The organism is Shewanella litorisediminis, from assembly GCF_016834455.1.
Taxonomy (GTDB): Bacteria; Pseudomonadota; Gammaproteobacteria; order Enterobacterales; family Shewanellaceae; genus Shewanella; species Shewanella litorisediminis.
This window is the reverse complement of sequence record NZ_CP069213.1, coordinates 207,486-228,732: the sequence shown is the minus strand read 5'-3', so window position 1 is coordinate 228,732 and position 21,247 is coordinate 207,486. Positions and strand designations below refer to the sequence as shown.

The window sequence follows — 21,247 nt, the reverse complement described above, 5'->3', positions numbered from 1 at the left end:
TTACCAGCTGGCCTTACGCAGACCAGGAACTTCACCACGCATAGTAGCTTCACGCAGCTTGATACGGCTCAGGCCGAACTTGCGCAGGAAACCATGTGGGCGACCAGTTTGATTACAACGGTTGCGCTGACGCGCGGCGCTGGAATCACGTGGTAAAGCTTGCAGCTTCAGAACAGCGTCCCAACGAGCATCGTCGGTAGACTCTGGGCTGTTGATGATAGCTTTCAGAGCAGCACGCTTTTCAGCATACTTAGCCACGAGAGCTGCACGCTTAGCTTCGCGTGCCTTCATTGAAGTTTTTGCCATTACGCTACCCCTTATTTCTTGAATGGGAAGTTAAAAGCGTCCAGAAGAGCACGACCTTCCTCATCGTTCTTGGCGGTTGTGGTGATCACAATGTCCATACCACGAACGCGATCGATCTTGTCATAGTCGATCTCAGGGAAGATGATTTGCTCACGCACGCCCATCGCGTAGTTACCACGGCCGTCGAACGACTTAGCGCTCAGACCACGGAAGTCACGGATACGAGGGATTGCGATATCCAGCAGACGCTCAAAGAATTCCCACATACGCTCACCGCGCAGGGTTACTTTGCAGCCAATAGGGTAGCCTTCACGGATTTTGAAACCAGCAACTGATTTGCGAGCAACAGTTACTACTGGCTTCTGACCAGCGATTGCAGTCATATCACGGACAGCATTTTCCATGATTTTCTTGTCAGCAACAGCTTCGCCAACACCCATGTTCAGGGTGATTTTCTCAATCCGAGGGACTTGCATGACACTGGTATAACCGAACTTTTTAGACAGTTCAGCGATAACAGTCTCTTTGTATTTATCATGCAGTTTCGCCATCGTTTACTCCAGTTACTTAACGAGTTCACCATTCGATTTGAAGAAACGTACTTTCTTGCCGTCTTCAAATCGGAAACCTACACGATCCGCCTTGCCAGTAGCAGGGTTAAAGATCGCCACATTTGATACTTGAATCGCAGCTTCTTTCTCTACGATGCCACCAGTGATACCCAGTTGTGGGTTCGGCTTGGTGTGCTTCTTAACGAGATTGATGCCTTCAACAACTACCTTGCCGGTAACCAGTACGCGAGTCACTTTGCCACGCTTACCTTTATCTTTACCGGTCAGAACAATCACTTCGTCTTCACGACGGATTTTTGCTGCCATTTTGAAGCTCCTTACAGTACTTCTGGTGCCAGCGACACAATCTTCATGAATTGCTCAGTACGCAGTTCACGTGTCACAGGTCCAAAGATACGAGTACCAATCGGCTGCAGGTTGTTGTTCAGCAGAACAGCTGCATTCCGATCGAAGCGAATGACAGAACCGTCTGGACGACGTACGCCTTTCTTAGTACGGACTACCACCGCGTTATACACATCACCTTTCTTCGCTTTAGCGCGAGGAATGGCTTCTTTAACAGAAACCTTGATGATGTCGCCGATACCGGCATAACGACGATGAGAGCCACCCAAGACCTTAATACACTGAACTCTGCGAGCGCCACTGTTACATGCGACGTCCAGAGTCGATTGCATTTGGATCATTTTAAGTGCTCCGCTATCGTTACTTCACGAACCCCATTATTGGGGCATTAACTAACCATTTTGGTCCAGAAACAGACAAAAATGGCGCGCAAGTATAACACCGTTAAATCTGAATGAACAGTGCTAAAAAACAAACGGCCCCGAAAAGGGGCCGTTTTCTTTCCAGGCTAAAATTAAGCCTTAGAAACTACGTCTACCAGGGTCCAAGACTTGGTCTTAGACAGAGGACGACATTCGCGAATAGTCACTACGTCGCCTTCATTGCACTGGTTCAGTTCGTCGTGTGCATGGATCTTGGTTGTACGCTTGATGAACTTACCATAGATTGGGTGTTTCACCAGACGCTCAACAGCCACAGTAATGGACTTGTCCATCTTGTTGCTGGTCACGCGACCCTGCAAAGTACGGATTTTGTCAGACATTATGCACCCGCCTTAGAAGTAATAATGGTCTTAACACGCGCAATGTTACGGCGCACTTGCTTCAGCTGGTGAGTTTGGGCCAGCTGGCCAGTGGCGTGTTGCATACGCAGGTTAAACTGCTCACGCAGCAGACCAAGCAATTCAGCGTTCAGTTCTTCAACGCTCTTTTCTCTCAGTTCGCTCGCTTTCATTACATCACCGTCTTAATTACAAAGGTAGTCTTGATAGGCAGTTTGGCAGCGGCCAGACCGAAGGCCTCACGGGCCAACTCTTCGGACACGCCATCCATCTCATAGAGCACCTTACCAGGCTGAATCTGGCATACCCAGTATTCAACGTTACCTTTACCTTTACCCATACGCACTTCGAGAGGCTTAGCGGTAATCGGCTTGTCAGGGAAGACACGGATCCAGATCTTACCTTGACGCTTAACATGACGTGTCATTGCACGACGCGCAGACTCGATCTGACGGGCAGTAAGGCGACCACGGCCAACAGCCTTCAGACCAAAAGTACCGAAACTTACTTCAGTACCTGCAGCCAGACCACGGTTGCGGCCTTTGTGCATCTTGCGGAACTTCATACGTTTTGGTTGCAGCATTGCCGGCTCTCCTATTTACCACGAGGCTTGCGCTTAGGTTGCTGCTGTTTCGGCTCTTCTACCTGAGGCAGCATGCCGTCCAGAACTTCACCTTTGAAGACCCAAACTTTAATGCCGATCACACCGTAGGTGGTGTGGCTCTCAGAAGTAGCGTAGTCGATATCAGCACGCAGTGTGTGCAAAGGCACACGACCTTCACGGTACCACTCGGTACGCGCAATCTCAGCGCCGCCGAGACGGCCACTAACTTCAACTTTGATACCTTGTGCACCGATGCGCATGGCGTTCTGTACAGCGCGCTTCATAGCACGACGGAACATTACGCGACGCTCCAGCTGTTGGGCGATAGAATCGGCAACCAGCTTGGCGTCCAGCTCAGGCTTACGGATCTCAGCGATGTTAATTTGGGCAGGAGTGCCAGAAATCTTGGCAACTTCAGCGCGCAGTACTTCAACATCTTCACCCTTCTTACCAATCACAACGCCTGGACGGGCAGTGTGGATGGTAACGCGGATGCTTTTCGCTGGGCGTTCAATCACGATCTTGGAAACTGATGCGGCTTCCAGTTTCTTTTCCAGAAACTTACGCACTTCCCAGTCGCTGTGCAGGTTATTTGCATAATCTGACTTATCGGCGTACCAGGTAGAGATCCAAGGCTTGGTGATACCCAGACGGATACCATTAGGATGTACTTTCTGTCCCATTGCTCTCTATCTCCTAGCGATCTGATACAACCACAGTGATGTGGCTGGTACGCTTGATGATACGATCAGCACGGCCTTTGGCACGTGGCATGATGCGCTTCATAGTTGGGCCTTCGTCAACGAAAACCTTGGCGATTTTCAGATCGTCAATGTCAGCGCCTTCGTTGTGCTCGGCGTTGGCGATAGCAGAATCAACGACTTTCTTAACCAGTACGGCGGCCTTTTTAGGGCTGAAAGTCAGAATCTCCAGGGCCTTGGCAACAGGCAGACCGCGGATCTGATCAGCGACCAGGCGAGCCTTCTGAGGCGACGTACGGGCAAAACGATGTTTAGCTAAAACTTCCATCTTAAGTCTCCCGTATTAGCGCTTCTTCGCTTTCTTATCAGCAGCGTGGCCGCGATAAGTGCGAGTTGGTGAAAACTCACCAAGCTTGTGACCAATCATTTCGTCAGTAACGAACACAGGTACGTGCTGACGCCCATTATGGACAGCGATGGTCAACCCAATCATTTGTGGGATGATCATAGAGCGGCGAGACCAAGTCTTGATAGGCTTTTTGTCACCGGCTTCCACCGCTTTCTCTACCTTCTTCAGCAAGTGCAGGTCGATAAATGGACCTTTCTTGAGAGAACGTGGCATGGCGAATCCTCTTAATTACTTAGTACGACGACGTACAATGTACTTGTCGGTGCGTTTGTTGCTGCGAGTCTTGTAACCCTTGGTTGGAACACCCCAAGGAGTTACTGGGTGACGGCCACCAGAAGTACGGCCTTCACCACCACCGTGTGGGTGATCTACTGGGTTCATGGCAACACCACGAACTGTTGGGCGTACACCTCTCCAACGCTTGGCACCAGCTTTACCCAGCTGACGCAGCATGTGTTCGGCATTACCCACTTCGCCCAGAGTAGCGCGGCAGTCTACAGGCACTTTGCGCATTTCGCCGGAGCGCAGACGCAGAGTGGCGTATTCGCCGTCACGAGCTACTACCTGAACGTAAGCACCAGCAGAACGAGCGATCTGGGCGCCTTTGCCAGGCTTCATTTCCACAGCGTGAACAACAGAACCCACAGGGATGTTGCGCAGTGGCAGAGCGTTACCGGTCTTGATGTCTGCATCAACGCCAGAAACGACTTTGTCGCCAGCCTGCATGCCTTTGGCAGCCAGGATGTAACGACGCTCACCGTCGGCATACAGCACCAGAGCGATGTTGGCGGTACGGTTTGGATCGTACTCCAGACGCTCAATCTTACCTGGGATACCGTCTTTGTTACGCTTGAAATCGATCAGACGGTAGTGTTGCTTGTGACCACCACCAACGTGACGGGTAGTGATACGACCAGTGTTGTTACGACCACCGGTCTTGGACTTCTTGGCCAGCAGGCCAGCGAAAGGCTTGCCTTTGTGCAGATCGCTGTTAACGATCTTAACAACGCCACGACGACCTGGAGAAGTAGGCTTACACTTAACAATTGCCATGGGTGATCTCCTTACGCTTCAGCGCCAACGAAGTCGATGTCAGCACCGGCAGCCAGAGTCACATAGGCTTTTTTCCAATCGCTACGACGGCCTACACGGGCACCGTGACGCTTGGTTTTGCCTTTGTTGATCAGGGTGCGTACACCAGCAACTTCAACTTCGAACAGTTTTTCAACGGCAGCTTTGATTTCACTCTTGGTGGCATCGATAGCTACACGGAAAACTACAGTGTTGGTCTTCTCAGCAACCACGGTGCTCTTTTCAGAGATGTGTGGTGCCAGGATAACTTTCAGTAAACGCTCTTCGCGGATCATGCCAGCATCTCCTCGATTTGCTTCACAGCGTCAGCAGTTACCAGAACCTTGTTGAACGCGATCAGGCTTACTGGATCCAGACCTGCTACGTCACGCACGTCAACCTTGTACAGGTTGCGAGCAGCCAGGAACAGGTTCTCATCAACTTCTGCAGTCACAATCAGCACGTCTTCCAGGTCCATAGCTTTCAGCTTGGCCTTCAGCTCTTTAGTCTTAGGAGCTTCAACAGCAAACTCTTCAACTACAACCAGACGCTCTTGACGTACCAGCTCGGACAGAATGCTCTTCAGAGCGCCGCGGTACATCTTCTTGTTTACTTTTTGGCTGTGATCTTGGGTTTTAGCAGCGAATGTTACGCCACCACCACGCCACAGTGGACCTTTGATACCGCCGGCACGAGCGCGACCAGTACCTTTCTGGCGCCATGGCTTTTTGCCAGTGCCAGTGATTTCAGCGCGAGTCTTCTGAGCACGAGTGCCCTGACGCGCGTTCGCAGCGTAAGCTACAACTACCTGATGAACCAGTGCTTCGTTAAAGTCACGGCCGAAGGTAGTCTCGGAAACTTCAAGAGCGCGAGAGGCGTCTTTCAATACCAATTCCATTACTATCTCCTCAGACCTTATGCTTTAACAGCTGGCTTGATGATCAGGTCGCCGTTAGTAGCGCCTGGAACGGCACCCTTAACCAGCAGCAGGTTACGCTCAACATCTACACGTACTACGTCCAGATTTTGAGTGGTAACGCGCTCAGCGCCCATGTGACCTGACATCTTTTTGCCTTTGAATACACGACCTGGCGTCTGGTTCTGACCGATAGAACCGTTAGCGCGGTGTGACAAAGAGTTACCGTGAGTCATGTCCTGAGTACGGAAGTTCCAGCGCTTAACACCGCCCTGGAAGCCTTTACCTTTGGATTGACCAGTCACGTCAACTTTCTGAACGTCAGCGAAGATCTCTACATTCAGCTCAGCACCAACTTCAATGCCTTCGCCTTCACCTTCGCCCAGACGCATTTCCCACAGACCACGGCCGGCTTCAACGCCTGCCTTGGCAAAGTGGCCAGCTTCTGGCTTAGTAACGCGATGGGCTTTTTTGGCACCAGTTGTAACTTGAAGTGCGCGATAACCGTCGTTTTCCAGAGTCTTCACCTGGGTTACGCGGTTGGCTTCTACTTCGATTACAGTAACAGGGATAGACACGCCATCTTCGGTGAAGATGCGGGTCATGCCCACTTTACGACCAATAAGACCGATAGCCATCTCTACAAACCTCTTATAAGGATCTCTGTTAACCCAAGCTAATCTGGACATCAACGCCAGCAGCGAGATCCAGACGCATCAGTGCGTCAACGGTTTTCTCAGTTGGCTCAACGATGTCAACCAGACGCTTGTGAGTACGCAGTTCGTACTGGTCACGAGCATCTTTATTAACGTGCGGAGAGATCAAAACGGTGAAACGCTCTTTGCGAGTAGGCAGTGGGATAGGACCACGAACCTGAGCGCCAGTGCGCTTAGCAGTTTCAACGATTTCCGCAGTGGACTGATCGATCAAACGATGATCAAATCCTTTCAAGCGGATACGGATTCTTTGGTTCTGCATTGACCAGAGCTCCTAAAATGAACACATAAAAAATCACCCTCTAGCCATTTCCCATCCGGGAAAGACAGAGCGAGATGATTTAACCGTTCGACCCCCAATCGGGGTCGCTGTAGTAGTTACCATGGCTTAAAGCCCGGTCAACTATGTCGCTAACCTGAGTTTGCGAGCGGCTTATTATACACGGCCGGCAAGCAGGATCAAGTCAGTTGCGCAATTCGTCGACAGTTTTCTGTCGTAACGTAAGTAGCGGGGCATTATACGGACTTTTGCACAAATTACCAGCCTTTTATGCACAGCGCCAAACTCCGCCAAATCCTCATAAAAAAGGCGACCCTGAGGTCGCCTTCTTCCAAGTCTACGAGATTACTCGTGGATCTTGGCTACTACACCAGCACCTACTGTGCGGCCGCCTTCACGGATAGCGAAGCGCAGGCCTTCGTCCATCGCGATTGGGCAAATCAGGGTTACAACCATCTTGATGTTGTCGCCTGGCATTACCATCTCTACGCCTTCTGGCAGTTCGATGGTACCGGTCACGTCAGTTGTACGGAAGTAGAACTGTGGACGGTAGCCTTTGAAGAATGGAGTGTGACGACCACCTTCTTCTTTAGACAGTACGTATACTTCTGATTCGAACTTGGTGTGTGGCTTGATGGTGCCTGGCTTGGACAGAACCTGACCACGCTCAACTTCATCACGCTTGGTACCACGCAGCAGGATACCGCAGTTCTCACCGGCACGACCTTCGTCCAGCAGCTTACGGAACATTTCTACGCCAGTACAGGTAGTCTTGGTGGTATCTTTGATACCTACGATTTCTACTTCTTCACCAACTTTGATGATACCGCGCTCTACACGACCTGTTACTACAGTACCACGGCCAGAGATAGAGAATACGTCTTCGATTGGCATCAGGAATGCTTTGTCGATTGCACGCTCTGGCTCAGGGATGTAAGAATCCAGGGCCTCGGCCAGCTCGATGATCTTGCCTTCCCATGCAGCGTCGCCTTCCAGTGCTTTCAGAGCAGAACCCTGAATTACTGGCAGGTCATCACCTGGGAAGTCGTATTCAGACAGCAGTTCACGAACTTCCATCTCTACCAGTTCCAGCAGCTCTTCGTCATCTACCATGTCACACTTGTTCATGAACACGATGATGAAAGGTACACCTACCTGACGAGACAGCAGGATGTGCTCACGAGTCTGTGGCATTGGGCCGTCAGTCGCAGCTACTACCAGGATAGCGCCGTCCATCTGGGCAGCACCGGTGATCATGTTTTTAACATAGTCAGCGTGGCCTGGGCAGTCTACGTGGGCGTAGTGACGAGTAGGAGTGTCGTACTCGATGTGAGAGGTGTTGATGGTAATACCACGCTCACGCTCTTCTGGGGCGTTGTCGATCTGAGAGAAGTCCTTCGCCTCACCACCGTAGGTCTTAGCCAGTACGTGAGAGATAGCAGCGGTCAGAGTGGTTTTACCATGGTCAACGTGACCGATGGTGCCCACGTTTACGTGGGGTTTAGTACGTTCGAATTTAGCTTTAGCCACGATATATTCCTTTCTTTTCAGAAATACCCGTCAATACGAGCGGGCAATATCAGTTAATATAACAGTTACACCCTTGCTGGACATCAGCTGCGGGCTTCAATAACTGCCTTTGCTATGTTCTGCGGCGCGTCGGCGTACTTAAAGAACTCCATGGAGTATGACGCACGACCCTGAGTTGCAGAGCGCAAATCAGTCGCATAACCAAACATTTCAGACAGAGGCACAACGGCATGGACTATCTTAACGCCACCGACGCCATCGTCCATACCTTCAATCAGACCACGACGACGGTTCAGATCACCTACTACGTCACCCATGTAGTCTTCAGGGGTAGTTACCTCTACCTTCATGCAAGGCTCGAGCAACACAGGGTTCGCCTCGAGCGCGCCCTTTTTGAAGCCCATTGAACCTGCAACTTTGAAGGCCATTTCGTTCGAGTCCACATCGTGGTAGGAGCCATCGAACAGGGTGACCTTCACGTCCAGCACAGGGAAGCCGGCGAGCACGCCGTTCTTCATCTGCTCCTGGATACCCTTGTCAACGGCAGGGATGTATTCCTTGGGAACCACACCACCCACGATTTCGTTGACAAATTCATAGCCGGCGCCTTCTTCGTTAGGCTCGATACGCAACCAGACGTGACCAAACTGGCCACGACCACCGGATTGACGCACGAACTTACCTTCGGCTTCGACCTTGGCACGGATAGTTTCGCGGTAGGCCACTTGAGGCTTACCCACGTTACACTCGACGTTAAATTCGCGACGCATACGGTCTACGATAATGTCCAAGTGTAGCTCACCCATGCCGGAAATCAGAGTTTGACCAGACTCAGCGTCAGTCTCAACCCGGAAAGACGGATCTTCGGCAGCCAGTTTTTGCAGCGCGATACCCATCTTGTCCTGGTCTGCCTTGGAACGTGGCTCCACGGCAATGGTGATCACAGGCTCTGGAAACTCCATACGCTCCAGGATTACCTTATTGTCTGAATCACACAGGGTATCACCTGTGGTCACTTCTTTCAGACCAATAGCAGCGGCAATATCACCGGCACGTACTTCTTTGAGTTCTGTACGATCGTTGGCGTGCATCTGCACGATACGACCAATACGCTCACGCTTTTGCTTGACCGAGTTGTACACAGACGCGCCGGATTCCAGCACACCAGAGTACACACGAATAAAGGTCAAGGTGCCCACGAATGGGTCAGTCGCAATCTTGAATGCCAGTGCGGAGAAAGGCGCGTTGTCGTCGGCATGACGCTCAACTTCTTTCTCATCGTCATCGATACCCTTAATGGCAGGCACATCGACAGGGGCTGGCAGATATTCAACAACGGCATCCAGCACTGCTTGCACGCCTTTATTTTTAAAGGCACTGCCACAGGTGGCCAGAACAATTTCGTTGTTGATAGTACGCTGGCGCAGTGCGGCCTTGATTTCTGCTTCGGTCAGTTCGCCTGTTTCCAGGTACTTTTCCATCAGCTCTTCAGTCGCTTCGGCGGCACTTTCTACCAGGTACTCGCGCATCTCAGTGGCTTTGTCCAAGAGATCCGCAGGAATTTCTTCATAGGTGAAGGTCATCCCCTGGTCCGCTTCGTTCCAGTTGATGGCTTTCATCTTGATAAGGTCAATCACGCCTTTGAAGTGTTCTTCCGCTCCAATGTTCAATTGGATAGGCACACAGGTTGCGCCCAGACGCTTACGGATCTGGTTGCATACGCGATCGAAGTCAGCACCGGCACGGTCCATCTTGTTTACGAACACCATGCGTGGCACGCCGTACTTGTTGGCCTGACGCCATACAGTCTCAGACTGAGGCTCAACGCCTGAGGCGCCACAGAAAACAACGACGGCACCGTCGAGTACGCGCAAAGAGCGCTCTACTTCAATGGTAAAGTCAACGTGTCCGGGGGTGTCGATGATGTTGATGCGGTGTTCGGTGAACTGAGCGTCCATACCGCGCCAGAAGGTGGTTACGGCAGCCGAGGTAATGGTAATACCACGTTCCTGCTCCTGAACCATCCAGTCAGTGGTCGCGGCACCATCGTGTACTTCACCGATTTTATGAGACAGGCCAGTGTAAAACAGCACACGCTCGGTGGTGGTAGTTTTGCCTGCGTCAACATGAGCACAGATACCGATGTTACGGTAACGCTCAATGGGAGTTGTACGAGCCACGATAATAATCCTCTATACCGGAAAGACTTCCGGCAAAATCCGTAGTGGCGAGGACAGCCAGGGCTGTCCTCGCCATTTTTATTACCAGCGGTAATGAGCGAACGCTTTGTTCGCTTCGGCCATGCGGTGAACGTCTTCACGCTTCTTCACTGCAGTGCCTTTGTTGTCGGATGCATCCAGCATTTCGCCGGCCAGACGCAGAGCCATAGATTTTTCACCACGCTTACGAGCAGCTTCAACCAACCAGCGCATCGCCAGAGCGTTGCGACGTACTGGACGGACTTCACAAGGAACCTGGTAAGTAGAACCACCAACACGGCGGGACTTAACTTCAACAGAAGGACGAACGTTGTCCAGAGCAGCTTCCAGAACCATCAGGTGGTCTTGGCCTTTCTTCTCGGCAACTACATCCAGAGCCTTGTAAATGATTTTTTCAGCGACGGACTTCTTACCGTCTTGCATAATGACGTTGATGAACTTAGCCAGCAACTCACTATTGAACTTTGGATCAGGCAGGATCTTGCGCTGACCTACTACGCGACGTCTTGGCATAACAATTCTCCGTATGCTTCAGGTATTTCCAAAACTGGAAGTATTTAAATTAAGCTTGGCCTTACTTAACGGATAACCATTAAGACTTAGGACGCTTGGCACCGTACTTAGAACGAGCCTGGCGGCGAGCGTTCACACCAGCACAGTCCAGAGCGCCACGAATGGTGTGATAGCGAACACCTGGCAGGTCTTTAACACGACCGCCACGGATCAGGATCACACTGTGCTCCTGCAGGTTGTGGCCTTCACCGCCGATGTATGAAGTAACTTCAAAACCGTTGGTCAAACGCACACGAGCTACTTTACGCAGTGCAGAGTTTGGTTTCTTAGGGGTGGTGGTGTACACACGAGTACAAACACCACGCTTCTGTGGGCACGCTTCCAGCGCTGGCACGTTAGTCTTGTCGACTTTAGGTGCACGTGGCTTACGTACCAACTGATTTACAGTTGCCATTTATTGCTCCGTTTAGTTGAAAAAGCTCAACGTAAGGGTGTAAAAATCTAATCCCACAGTAGTGGGACGCGGAATTTTAGAAAGGTCGAGGCAAACTGTCAAGAAATAGCCAACTATTGAGGCCTTCTGGACACAAAAAAGGCGCCCAGAGGCGCCTTTTTTACAGAGTGGTAACTTACTCCTGACTTCCGGCCAGATTCAGCAGATCCGCCAGGTTCTGCTCAGCTTCGCTGGCAGTAACGGTCGGAGCCACAGTTTCTTCACCAGAAGCACGCGCCTTGGCGCGATTCTTGTGGTAAGCGAAACCGGTACCGGCTGGGATCAGACGACCCACGATCACGTTCTCTTTCAGACCACGCAGGTTGTCGGACTTGCCGCCAACAGCCGCTTCGGTCAGAACGCGGGTGGTTTCCTGGAACGAGGCCGCAGAGATGAAGGACTCAGTCGCCAGAGACGCCTTGGTAATACCCAGCAGTTCACGTTCGAACTTGGCTGGCAGCTTACCGGCAGCTTCCAGATCGCGGTTGGCAATCTTCACGCGGGCCACTTCTACCTGTTCACCTTCCAGGAACTCAGAGTCACCGGCCTGGGTGATGATGCACTTACGCAGCATCTGGCGAATGATCACCTCGATGTGCTTATCGTTGATCTTCACACCCTGCAGACGGTAAACGTCCTGTACTTCGTTCACGATATAGTTGGCTACGTTGTGGATGCCACGCAGACGCAGAATGTCATGGGCTGACTCTGGACCATCGGCGATAACTTCACCACGCTCAACCTTTTCACCTTCGAACACGTTCAGGTTACGCCACTTAGGAATCATTTCCTCGTAAGCATCGCCACCGTCGTTCGGGGTGATAACCAGACGGCGCTTACCCTTGGTTTCTTTACCGAAGGAGATAGTACCGCTGATTTCGGCCAGGATCGCAGGCTCTTTTGGACGACGGGCTTCGAACAGGTCAGCAACCCGTGGCAGACCACCGGTGATGTCGCGGGTCTTGGACGATTCCTGAGGAATACGCGCCAGGGCGTCACCCACGCTGATCTTGGCGTTGTCGTCCAGGTTCACAATCGCATTACCTGGCAGGAAGTACTGTGCAGGAACGTCGGTGCCTGGGATAGTCAGGTCGTTGCCGTTGTCATCTACCAGACGAACTGCTGGACGCATTTCTTTACCGGCGGAGGTACGCTGACCCACGTCCAGTACCACGATAGAAGACAGACCGGTCAGTTCGTCGGTCTGACGGGTAATGGTTACACCGTCAATCATGTCTACGAACTTAATGCTACCCGCCACTTCAGTGATGATTGGGTGAGTGTGCGGATCCCAGTTCGCAATGATCTGGCCGGCATTCACCTCGGCACCTTCTTTGGAGTCAAGCACGGTACCGTAAGGCACCTTGTAACGCTCTTTCTCACGACCCAGTTCATCGATAATGGCCAGTTCAGAAGAACGGGACACGATAACCAGTTTGCCGTCACTGTTGGTAACGAACTTGGCGTTGTGCAGCTTCAGGGTACCGGCGTTCTTCACCTGTACACTGTTTTCAGCAGACGCTCGAGACGCCGCACCACCGATGTGGAACGTACGCATCGTCAGCTGTGTACCGGGTTCACCGATTGACTGGGCGGCAACCACACCGATGGCCTCACCCATGTTGATGATGTGGCCACGGGCGAGATCTCGGCCGTAACACTTGGCACACACACCAAAGTCGGTTTCACAGGTAATTACCGAGCGAACCTGAACTTCGTCAACGCTGTGCTGTTCGAGCTTGTCACACCAGGCTTCATCCAGCAGGGTGTTGCGAGGTGCCAGCACTTCGTCAGTACCTGGGTACATAACGTCTTCGGCAACCACACGGCCCAGCACGCGCTCACGCAGCGGCTCAACCACATCACCACCCTCGATGAGCGGCTTCATGGACAGACCTTCGGTCGCGCCACAGTCGTCTTCGATGATTACCAGATCCTGTGCCACGTCTACCAGACGACGAGTCAGGTAACCGGAGTTCGCTGTCTTCAGTGCGGTATCCGCCAGACCCTTACGGGCACCGTGGGTAGAGATAAAGTACTGGAGTACGTTCAGACCTTCACGGAAGTTCGCCACGATGGGCGTTTCGATGATGGAGCCGTCTGGCTTGGCCATCAGACCACGCATACCCGCCAACTGGCGGATCTGAGCGGCACTACCCCGCGCGCCTGAGTCGGCCATCATGTAGATGCTGTTGAACGACTTCTGCTTTTCTTCTTCGCCATGACGGTTGATCACTGTCTCGGAAGACAGGTTTTCCATCATCGCCTTGGACACCTTCTCGTTGGCACTTGCCCAGATGTCGATGACCTTGTTGTAACGCTCACCTGCGGTTACCAGACCAGACTGGAACTGCTCCTGGATTTCGATAACTTCGGCTTCGGCGTCGGCAACCAGAGAGTATTTCTCTTCCGGGATCACCATGTCGTTGATACCCACAGAGGCACCGGAGATGGTGGCATACTGGAAACCGGTGTACATCAGTTGGTCAGCGAAGATAACCGTATCTTTCAGACCCAGCTGACGGTAACAGGTGTTCAGCAGCTTGGAGATCTGCTTCTTGCCCATGTCCTGGTTCACCAGGTCGAAAGACAGACCGGCTGGCAGGATTTGAGACAGGATGGCACGACCTACAGTGGTGTCCACGATACGACGCTGCTTGGTACGCTCACCGTTTTCACCAATGATGGTTTCGGTAATACGTACTTTCACGCGGGCGTGCAGCTCGGCAGCACCTACGCGGTAAGCTTTTTCAGCTTCAGCAACAGACTCGAACGCCATGGCTTCACCGCGACCGTTTACACGCTCACGGCTGATGTAGTACAGACCCAATACCACGTCCTGAGAAGGAACGATGATTGGCTCACCGTTGGCTGGCGACAGGATGTTGTTGGTAGACATCATCAGCGCACGGGCTTCCAACTGAGCTTCCAGAGTCAGAGGTACGTGTACCGCCATCTGGTCACCGTCGAAGTCGGCGTTGTATGCCGCACACACCAATGGGTGCAGTTGGATTGCCTTACCTTCAATCAGTACAGGTTCGAACGCCTGAATACCCAGACGGTGCAGTGTTGGTGCACGGTTGAGCATCACTGGGTGTTCGCGGATCACTTCATCCAGTACGTCCCAAACCTCAGCAACTTCGCGCTCTACCATCTTCTTGGCGGCTTTGATGGTGGTGGCCAGGCCACGACCTTCCAACTTGCCGTAGATAAAGGGCTTGAACAGCTCGAGTGCCATTTTCTTTGGCAGACCGCACTGATGCAGACGCAGAGTAGGACCTACGGTAATTACCGAACGGCCTGAGTAGTCTACGCGCTTACCCAGCAGGTTCTGACGGAAACGACCTTGCTTACCCTTGATCATGTCGGCAAGGGACTTCAGAGGACGCTTGTTGGAACCGGTAATGGCACGGCCACGACGACCGTTGTCCAGCAGCGCATCCACAGACTCCTGCAGCATACGCTTTTCGTTGCGTACGATGATGTCCGGGGCAGCCAGATCCAGCAGACGCTTCAGACGGTTGTTACGGTTGATCACGCGGCGATACAGATCGTTCAGATCCGAAGTCGCGAAGCGGCCACCGTCCAGCGGAACCAGCGGACGCAGATCCGGTGGCAGTACTGGCAGCACTTTCAGGATCATCCACTCTGGCTTGTTGCCAGAGGTGTAAAAGGCTTCAATCAGCTTCAGACGCTTGGTCACTTTCTTGCGACGGGTCTCAGAGTTGATAGAAGGCAGCTCTTCGCGCATCTGCTCGATTTCTTTCTCGAGGTCGATGGCACGCAGCAGATCCAATACGGCTTCGGCGCCCATTTTGGCTTCGAATTCATCACCGTATTCTTCCAGTGCATCCAGGTAGTTTTCTTCGGTCAGCATCTGACCGCGCTCCAGGCTGGTCATGCCTGGCTCGATTACTACGTAAGATTCGAAATACAGCACGCGCTCGATGTCACGCAGCGTCATATCCAGCATCAGACCGATACGGGACGGCAGTGACTTCAAGAACCAAATGTGGGCAACTGGGCTGGCCAGTTCGATGTGACCCATGCGCTCACGACGCACCTTGGTCTGGGTAACTTCAACGCCGCACTTCTCACAGATAACACCGCGGTGCTTCAGACGCTTGTACTTACCACACAGACACTCGTAGTCCTTCACAGGACCAAAGATACGGGCACAGAACAGACCTTCACGCTCAGGCTTGAAGGTACGGTAGTTGATGGTTTCTGGCTTTTTAACTTCACCAAAAGACCATGAACGGATCAGGTCGGGCGAAGCCAGACCAATCTTGATACCTTCAAACTCTTCGGTCTTACCCTGCTGTTTCAGAAACTTTAATAAGTCTTTCACGTTTCTCTCCTGAAGGAGTTAAACCAGGTGCCCCGTCCCTGCAGACGGGACACCGTGTTAATTGCCAAACGCGCTTGGCGCCCTGTTACTCTTGATCCAGCTCGATGTTGATACCGAGTGAGCGGATCTCCTTCAGCAGTACGTTGAAGGACTCAGGCATACCAGGTTGCATCTGGTGGTTTCCGTCCACGATGTTCTTATACATCTGTGTACGGCCGTTCACGTCATCGGACTTAACAGTGAGCATTTCCTGGAGGGTGTACGCAGCACCGTATGCTTCCAGGGCCCACACTTCCATCTCACCGAAACGCTGACCACCAAACTGGGCCTTACCGCCGAGTGGCTGCTGGGTAACCAGACTGTAAGAACCGGTAGAACGGGCGTGCATCTTGTCGTCGACCAAGTGGTTCAGCTTGAGCATGTACATGTAACCTACGGTCACTTCACGCTCGAATGCATTACCGGTACGACCATCAAACAGACGCAGCTGACCAGAAGTCGGCAGGCCAGCGAGTTCAAGCATCTGCTTGATCTCTTTCTCTTTGGCGCCGTCGAACGCTGGAGTCGCAGTTGGCAGACCATCTTTCAGGTGCTTGGCCAGGCGGATAACTTCTTCGTCGGTAAAGGACTCGATATCCACTTTCTGCTGGGTTTCACCCAGATCGTAAGCCTGCTTGATATAGCCACGCAGCTCGGCCACTTCACGCTGCTCTTCGAGCATGGCTTGAATGCGGTTACCGATACCCTTGGCAGCAGCGCCCATGTGAACTTCCAGAACCTGACCGATGTTCATACGGGATGGTACACCGAGTGGGTTCAGTACGATGTCCACAGGGTTACCCTGCTCGTCGTATGGCATATCTTCGATAGGACAGATCTTGGAGATCACACCCTTGTTACCGTGACGACCGGCCATCTTGTCTCCAGGCTGGATGGTACGCTTAACCGCCAGGTAAACCTTAACGATCTTCAGTACGCCTGGAGCCAGGTCATCGCCCTGGGTGATCTTGCGACGCTTGTGCTCAAACTTCTTGTCGAAGTCGGCTTTCAGCTCTTCGTGCTGTTCGGCCAATTGCTCAAGTTCGGTCTGCTTGGTCTCGTCATCGATAACCTGAGTCAGCAGTTCCTTGCGTGGGATGGCATCCAGCTGGGCCTGAGTGTAACCACCGGCAAGCAGCAGGTTTCGGGCACGGCTCAGAACGCCTTCTTCGAGGATCTTGAACTCTTCGGACAGGTCCTTACGGGCCTGGGCGATGTGCATCTCTTCGATTTCGATGGCACGCTTGTCTTTCTCAACGCCGTCACGGGTAAATACCTGAACGTCGATTACGGTACCGGTCACTGAGTTAGGAACACGCAGAGAGCTGTCCTTAACGTCAGAGGCTTTTTCACCGAAGATGGCGCGCAGCAGTTTCTCTTCCGGAGTCAGCTGGGTTTCGCCTTTTGGCGTTACCTTACCTACCAGAATGTCGCCGCCCTTCACTTCGGCACCGATGTAAACGATACCGGACTCGTCGAGCTTGGACAGCGCAGACTCACCTACGTTTGGAATGTCAGCTGTGATCTCCTCGCTACCGAGCTTGGTGTCACGGGCGATACAGGACAGTTCCTGAATGTGAATGGTGGTGAAACGGTCGTCCTGAACTACACGCTCAGAGATGAGGATGGAGTCTTCGAAGTTGTAACCGTTCCATGGCATGAACGCCACGCGCATGTTCTGACCCAGAGCCAGGTCGCCGAGGTCAGTAGAAGGACCGTCAGCCAGTACGTCACCACGTACGATTGGGTCGCCTACCTGACAGCAAGGACGCTGGTTGATACAGGTGTTCTGGTTAGAACGGGTGTATTTGGTCAGGTTGTAAATGTCGATACCGGCTTCGCCTGGGCGCAGCTCATCTTCGTTCACCTTCACCACGATGCGGCTGGCATCAACGTAGTCAATCACACCGCCACGCTTGGCAGCAACAACTACGCCTGAGTCCACAGCCAGAGCACGTTCAATACCGGTACCTACCAGCGGCTTTTCAGAGCGCAGGGTTGGAACGGCCTGACGTTGCATGTTCGCGCCCATGAGTGCGCGGTTGGCGTCGTCGTGTTCAAGGAACGGAATCAAAGATGCTGCAACAGAGATGATCTGTTGTGGCGATACGTCCATATACTGGATGTCAGAGGCGCGCATAAAGGTAGATTCACCCTTATGACGACAGGCAACCTGCTCTTCGAGGATGCGACCTTCGCCGTCCAGCTCGATGTTGGCCTGTGCAATCACATAGCGGCCTTCTTCGATGGCAGACAGGTATTCAACGTCGTCGGTTACAACGCCATCAACTACTTTACGGTATGGAGTTTCCAGGAAGCCGTATGAGTTGGTGCGGGCGAAGGTAGCCAGCGAGTTGATCAGACCAATGTTTGGACCTTCAGGGGTCTCAATTGGACACAGACGGCCGTAGTGAGTTGGGTGTACGTCGCGGACTTCGAAGCCAGCGCGCTCACGGGTCAGACCGCCTGGACCCAGGGCCGAAATACGGCGCTTGTGGGTTACTTCAGACAGCGGGTTGTTCTGGTCCATAAACTGAGACAGCTGAGAAGAACCGAAGAACTCTTTCACTGCAGCAGAAATTGGCTTGGCGTTGATGAGGTCCTGAGGCATCAGCTCGTTCAGGTCGCCCAGAGACAGACGCTCACGTACAGCGCGCTCAACACGTACCAGACCTACACGGAACTGGTTCTCGGCCATCTCGCCCACAGAGCGGATGCGACGGTTACCCAGGTGGTCGATGTCGTCCACTTCGTCATTACCGTTACGGATTTCGATGATCTTCTTCATCACCGCAACGATGTCGTCGTTGGACAGAACGCCAGTGCCCACGTCATCGGCGATTTCCAGACGACGGTTGAACTTCATACGACCTACTTTGGACAGGTCATAACGCTCTTCACTGAAGAACAGGTTCTGGAACAGGGCTTCGGCAGCATCCTTGGTTGGTGGCTCGCCAGGACGCATCATGCGATAGATTTCAACCAGCGCCTCGAGGCGGTTAGTGGTGGAATCGATACGCAGAGTGTCAGAAATGTAGGCACCGTGATCCAACTCGTTGATGTACAGAGTTGAGATATCCTTGATGCCAGCCAGCGACAGCTGAGCCAGATCTTCCAGACGGATTTCGTTGTTGGCAGTCACCAACACTTCACCGGTGTCCGGATCGATATAGTCCTGAGCGGCAAATTTACCAACGATGTATTCAACCGGTACTTCCAGTTCAGTAGTGTTGGTTTTTTCCAGCTGACGGATGTGACGGGCAGTGATACGACGGCCCTTTTCAACCACGATGTTGCCTTCGGCATCTTTGATGTCGTAGCTGGCAGTTTCACCGCGCAGACGCTCAGGCAGCAGCTTCATCACCAGAGAATCTTTCTTGATGGTGAAGTCTACACGTTCAAAGAAGATATCCAGGATGTCCTGAGTAGAGAAATCCAGAGCGCGCAGGATGATGGTTGCAGGCAGTTTACGACGACGGTCGATACGAACGAACAGCGCGTCCTTCGGATCGAACTCGAAGTCCAGCCAGGAACCACGGTAAGGGATAATACGCGCGTTATACAGCACTTTACCTGATGAGTGAGTCTTGCCACGGTCGTGGTCGAAGAACACACCTGGAGAGCGGTGCAGCTGAGAAACGATAACACGCTCGGTACCGTTGATAACGAAGGTACCGTTTTCAGTCATCAGAGGGATATCCCCCATGTAGACTTCTTGTTCTTTAATGTCTTTAACCGTGCCGGGAGCGGCTTCACGGTCAAACAATACCATGCGCAGTTTTACGCGCAGGGGGGCAGAATATGTAACACCACGGATCTGGCATTCTTTCACATCAAATACAGGCTCACCCAGCTTATAGCTGACATATTGCAGCTCGGAGTTACCGGAAAAGCTCTTGATGGGGAAAACGCTGCGGAAGGCGGCTTCCAAACCGCGCTCACCGGTAGGATCTTGATCGGTGAACTTCTTGAAAGAATCTAACTGAATAGACAACAGGTAAGGGATGTCCAGTACTTGCGGACGCTTACCAAAGTCTTTGCGAATACGCTTCTTTTCAGAATAGGAGTAAACCATGGGTTTCCTCTTGCTTGCGAGATGTGACCAAGACTGAACTAACTCTTTGTTAATCCAGCACGTTTGCCCATCACCGTTGAAGGCAAGAACCTAACCAATAATCACTGCTAGGGACTGCAGACTTTGGCGATAAACGGTGAAAAAAAATCGCCGGCGCTTACAGCGCAAAAAAGGCCGACGGCTAAAAAACCGTCAGCCTCCATCCGAGCCTAAGCCCGAATGTTATAAGCTAAATAATAGCTTACTTGATCTCTACCTGAGCGCCAGCTTCTTCCAGCTCTTTCTTCAGAGCTTCGGCTTCTTCTTTAGAAACAGCTTCTTTGATGGCTACTGGAGCAGCTTCAGCCATAGCTTTGGCTTCTTTCAGACCCAGACCGGTAGCGCCACGGATGGCCTTGATCACGCCAACTTTGTTGTCGCCGTGAGAGGTCATAACTACGTCGAACTCGGTCTTCTCTTCAGCAGCAGCGCCAGCATCAGCAGCACCACCGGCAACTACGGCAGCAGCGGCAGAAACACCGAACTTCTCTTCCATAGCTTCGATCAGTTCAACAACTTCCATTACAGACATAGCTGCAAAGGCTTCGAGGATTTGGTCTTTAGTGATAGACATAACAAAAATTTCCTAATGTTCTGAATTCAATTAATTCAAGCGGCCAGCTTAAAATTAAGCGGCTTCTTGTTTTTGATCGCGCAGCGCGGCCAGAGTACGAACGAACTTGCCAGCAGATGCTTCCTTCATAGTCATCATCAGCTGTGCCAGTGCTTCTTCGTAAGTTGGCAGTTTTGCCAAACGATCAATGTCAGCTGCAGGGATGAAGTTCCCTTCGAAAGCTGCACCTTTAACTTCGAATTTGGCTTGCTCTTTCGCGAAGTCTTTCAACAGACGTGCGGCGGCACCTGGGTGCTCGTTAGAGAAAGCAATCAAAGTTGGGCCAGTGAACACTTCGCTCAGGCACTCAAAAGCAGTACCTTCAACTGCGCGACGAGCCAGAGTGTTACGTACTACACGTACGTACACGCCGTTGGCGCGAGCAGTTTTACGAAGAGTGGTCATGGCGCCTACAGTAACACCGCGAGAATCGGCAACTACTGCAGACAGTGCACCTTTGGCAGCTTCGTTGACTTCAGCAACAATCGCTTTTTTGTCTTCGAGTCTTAATGCCATTGGCTATACTCCTGGATTCTACCCGGGAAAACCCGGAATTTACCTACCCACCCGAGGGTGAGTGACTTACGGTGCAGAGTATCCAGCAGAAAAAATCTAAACTGGGGACTGTCACCGTCTACGCAGGAAATTAAGTGAATCTAATGATTTACACCTGC

23 protein-coding genes are annotated in these 21,247 nt (G+C 52.2%); all 23 read right to left on the bottom strand.

What is annotated here, in order from left to right; genetic code table 11:
* Positions 1-306 carry a 30S ribosomal protein S14 gene (rpsN, locus tag JQC75_RS01080; RefSeq protein ID WP_203325703.1) on the bottom strand — a complete coding sequence of 102 codons (306 nt, stop codon included), beginning with the start codon at positions 304-306 and terminating at the stop codon, positions 1-3.
* An 11-nt stretch (positions 307-317) separates the two neighbouring features.
* Entirely contained in the window at positions 318-857 is a 540-nt protein-coding gene (gene rplE / locus JQC75_RS01075; RefSeq protein WP_011758346.1) for a 50S ribosomal protein L5, read from the bottom strand.
* Between the two features lie 12 nt (positions 858-869).
* Complete coding sequence (rplX, locus tag JQC75_RS01070; RefSeq protein WP_011758345.1) at positions 870-1,184, bottom strand: 50S ribosomal protein L24; 315 nt, start codon at positions 1,182-1,184, stop codon at positions 870-872.
* Between the two features lie 11 nt (positions 1,185-1,195).
* The gene (gene rplN, locus JQC75_RS01065; RefSeq protein WP_011758344.1) at positions 1,196-1,564 is read right to left on the bottom strand and encodes a 50S ribosomal protein L14; all 369 of its coding nucleotides are present in this window, start codon (positions 1,562-1,564) and stop codon (positions 1,196-1,198) included.
* 173 nt (positions 1,565-1,737) lie between these two features.
* The gene (rpsQ, locus tag JQC75_RS01060; protein ID WP_126169089.1) at positions 1,738-1,986 is read right to left on the bottom strand and encodes a 30S ribosomal protein S17; all 249 of its coding nucleotides are present in this window, start codon (positions 1,984-1,986) and stop codon (positions 1,738-1,740) included.
* Positions 1,986-2,177, bottom strand: coding sequence for a 50S ribosomal protein L29 (gene rpmC / locus JQC75_RS01055; RefSeq protein ID WP_011758342.1), 192 nt, complete (start codon positions 2,175-2,177; stop codon positions 1,986-1,988). Before rpmC ends, rpsQ begins: the two co-directional genes overlap by 1 nt.
* On the bottom strand, positions 2,177-2,587 hold the full coding sequence (rplP, locus tag JQC75_RS01050; protein WP_011758341.1) for a 50S ribosomal protein L16: 411 nt from the start codon (positions 2,585-2,587) through the stop codon (positions 2,177-2,179). Before rplP ends, rpmC begins: the two co-directional genes overlap by 1 nt.
* Before the next feature lie 11 nt (positions 2,588-2,598).
* The gene (gene rpsC, locus JQC75_RS01045; protein WP_011758340.1) at positions 2,599-3,291 is read right to left on the bottom strand and encodes a 30S ribosomal protein S3; all 693 of its coding nucleotides are present in this window, start codon (positions 3,289-3,291) and stop codon (positions 2,599-2,601) included.
* Between the two features lie 13 nt (positions 3,292-3,304).
* Entirely contained in the window at positions 3,305-3,637 is a 333-nt protein-coding gene (rplV, locus tag JQC75_RS01040) for a 50S ribosomal protein L22 (RefSeq protein WP_011758339.1), read from the bottom strand.
* Positions 3,638-3,652: 15 nt separating this feature from the next.
* Entirely contained in the window at positions 3,653-3,931 is a 279-nt protein-coding gene (rpsS, locus tag JQC75_RS01035) for a 30S ribosomal protein S19 (RefSeq protein ID WP_011758338.1), read from the bottom strand.
* A gap of 15 nt (positions 3,932-3,946) precedes the next feature.
* The gene (rplB, locus tag JQC75_RS01030) at positions 3,947-4,771 is read right to left on the bottom strand and encodes a 50S ribosomal protein L2 (protein WP_203325702.1); all 825 of its coding nucleotides are present in this window, start codon (positions 4,769-4,771) and stop codon (positions 3,947-3,949) included.
* Between the two features lie 11 nt (positions 4,772-4,782).
* On the bottom strand, positions 4,783-5,085 hold the full coding sequence (rplW, locus tag JQC75_RS01025) for a 50S ribosomal protein L23 (protein ID WP_011758336.1): 303 nt from the start codon (positions 5,083-5,085) through the stop codon (positions 4,783-4,785).
* Positions 5,082-5,687, bottom strand: a complete 606-nt coding sequence (gene rplD / locus JQC75_RS01020) for a 50S ribosomal protein L4 (protein WP_126169083.1) — start codon at positions 5,685-5,687, stop codon at positions 5,082-5,084. The genes rplW and rplD overlap by 4 nt, the downstream gene beginning before the upstream one ends.
* A gap of 17 nt (positions 5,688-5,704) precedes the next feature.
* Entirely contained in the window at positions 5,705-6,343 is a 639-nt protein-coding gene (gene rplC / locus JQC75_RS01015) for a 50S ribosomal protein L3 (RefSeq protein WP_011758334.1), read from the bottom strand.
* 28 nt (positions 6,344-6,371) lie between these two features.
* Positions 6,372-6,683 (bottom strand): 30S ribosomal protein S10, encoded by a 312-nt coding sequence (rpsJ, locus tag JQC75_RS01010; protein WP_011758333.1) that lies wholly within the window; start codon positions 6,681-6,683, stop codon positions 6,372-6,374.
* A 363-nt stretch (positions 6,684-7,046) separates the two neighbouring features.
* The gene (gene tuf, locus JQC75_RS01005; RefSeq protein WP_011758321.1) at positions 7,047-8,231 is read right to left on the bottom strand and encodes an elongation factor Tu; all 1,185 of its coding nucleotides are present in this window, start codon (positions 8,229-8,231) and stop codon (positions 7,047-7,049) included.
* Positions 8,232-8,314: 83 nt separating this feature from the next.
* The gene (gene fusA / locus JQC75_RS01000) at positions 8,315-10,411 is read right to left on the bottom strand and encodes an elongation factor G (RefSeq protein WP_203325701.1); all 2,097 of its coding nucleotides are present in this window, start codon (positions 10,409-10,411) and stop codon (positions 8,315-8,317) included.
* Between the two features lie 81 nt (positions 10,412-10,492).
* Positions 10,493-10,963 (bottom strand): 30S ribosomal protein S7, encoded by a 471-nt coding sequence (gene rpsG, locus JQC75_RS00995; protein ID WP_203325700.1) that lies wholly within the window; start codon positions 10,961-10,963, stop codon positions 10,493-10,495.
* A gap of 79 nt (positions 10,964-11,042) precedes the next feature.
* A complete protein-coding gene (gene rpsL / locus JQC75_RS00990) occupies positions 11,043-11,417 on the bottom strand; it encodes a 30S ribosomal protein S12 (protein WP_126169079.1) in 375 nt (124 codons plus the stop codon).
* A 175-nt stretch (positions 11,418-11,592) separates the two neighbouring features.
* Complete coding sequence (gene rpoC, locus JQC75_RS00985) at positions 11,593-15,807, bottom strand: DNA-directed RNA polymerase subunit beta' (protein ID WP_203325699.1); 4,215 nt, start codon at positions 15,805-15,807, stop codon at positions 11,593-11,595.
* 85 nt (positions 15,808-15,892) lie between these two features.
* A complete protein-coding gene (rpoB, locus tag JQC75_RS00980; protein WP_203325698.1) occupies positions 15,893-19,921 on the bottom strand; it encodes a DNA-directed RNA polymerase subunit beta in 4,029 nt (1,342 codons plus the stop codon).
* A 241-nt stretch (positions 19,922-20,162) separates the two neighbouring features.
* Positions 20,163-20,534 (bottom strand): 50S ribosomal protein L7/L12, encoded by a 372-nt coding sequence (gene rplL, locus JQC75_RS00975; protein WP_203325697.1) that lies wholly within the window; start codon positions 20,532-20,534, stop codon positions 20,163-20,165.
* 54 nt (positions 20,535-20,588) lie between these two features.
* Complete coding sequence (rplJ, locus tag JQC75_RS00970) at positions 20,589-21,089, bottom strand: 50S ribosomal protein L10 (protein WP_203325696.1); 501 nt, start codon at positions 21,087-21,089, stop codon at positions 20,589-20,591.
* Between the last annotated feature and the right edge of the window lie 158 nt (positions 21,090-21,247).

Excerpts from the sequence above, each read along its gene's own strand:
- rpsG (WP_203325700.1), bottom strand. The coding sequence starts at position 10,963 with ATGCCAAGACGTCGCGTAGTAGGTCAGCGCAAGATCCTGCCTGATCCA.
- rplD (WP_126169083.1), bottom strand. The coding sequence starts at position 5,687 with ATGGAATTGGTATTGAAAGACGCCTCTCGCGCTCTTGAAGTTTCCGAG.
- rpsN (WP_203325703.1), bottom strand. The coding sequence starts at position 306 with ATGGCAAAAACTTCAATGAAGGCACGCGAAGCTAAGCGTGCAGCTCTC.
- rpsL (WP_126169079.1), bottom strand. The coding sequence starts at position 11,417 with ATGGCAACTGTAAATCAGTTGGTACGTAAGCCACGTGCACCTAAAGTC.
- rplE (WP_011758346.1), bottom strand. The coding sequence starts at position 857 with ATGGCGAAACTGCATGATAAATACAAAGAGACTGTTATCGCTGAACTG.
- rplC (WP_011758334.1), bottom strand. The coding sequence starts at position 6,343 with ATGGCTATCGGTCTTATTGGTCGTAAAGTGGGCATGACCCGCATCTTC.
- rplB (WP_203325702.1), bottom strand. The coding sequence starts at position 4,771 with ATGGCAATTGTTAAGTGTAAGCCTACTTCTCCAGGTCGTCGTGGCGTT.
- rplN (WP_011758344.1), bottom strand. The coding sequence starts at position 1,564 with ATGATCCAAATGCAATCGACTCTGGACGTCGCATGTAACAGTGGCGCT.
- rpsS (WP_011758338.1), bottom strand. The coding sequence starts at position 3,931 with ATGCCACGTTCTCTCAAGAAAGGTCCATTTATCGACCTGCACTTGCTG.
- rplW (WP_011758336.1), bottom strand. The coding sequence starts at position 5,085 with ATGATCCGCGAAGAGCGTTTACTGAAAGTTATCCTGGCACCACACATC.
- rplV (WP_011758339.1), bottom strand. The coding sequence starts at position 3,637 with ATGGAAGTTTTAGCTAAACATCGTTTTGCCCGTACGTCGCCTCAGAAG.
- rplJ (WP_203325696.1), bottom strand. The coding sequence starts at position 21,089 with ATGGCATTAAGACTCGAAGACAAAAAAGCGATTGTTGCTGAAGTCAAC.
- rpmC (WP_011758342.1), bottom strand. The coding sequence starts at position 2,177 with ATGAAAGCGAGCGAACTGAGAGAAAAGAGCGTTGAAGAACTGAACGCT.
- rpsQ (WP_126169089.1), bottom strand. The coding sequence starts at position 1,986 with ATGTCTGACAAAATCCGTACTTTGCAGGGTCGCGTGACCAGCAACAAG.
- rplL (WP_203325697.1), bottom strand. The coding sequence starts at position 20,534 with ATGTCTATCACTAAAGACCAAATCCTCGAAGCCTTTGCAGCTATGTCT.
- rplP (WP_011758341.1), bottom strand. The coding sequence starts at position 2,587 with ATGCTGCAACCAAAACGTATGAAGTTCCGCAAGATGCACAAAGGCCGC.
- rpsC (WP_011758340.1), bottom strand. The coding sequence starts at position 3,291 with ATGGGACAGAAAGTACATCCTAATGGTATCCGTCTGGGTATCACCAAG.
- rplX (WP_011758345.1), bottom strand. The coding sequence starts at position 1,184 with ATGGCAGCAAAAATCCGTCGTGAAGACGAAGTGATTGTTCTGACCGGT.
- rpoB (WP_203325698.1), bottom strand. The coding sequence starts at position 19,921 with ATGGTTTACTCCTATTCTGAAAAGAAGCGTATTCGCAAAGACTTTGGT.
- rpsJ (WP_011758333.1), bottom strand. The coding sequence starts at position 6,683 with ATGCAGAACCAAAGAATCCGTATCCGCTTGAAAGGATTTGATCATCGT.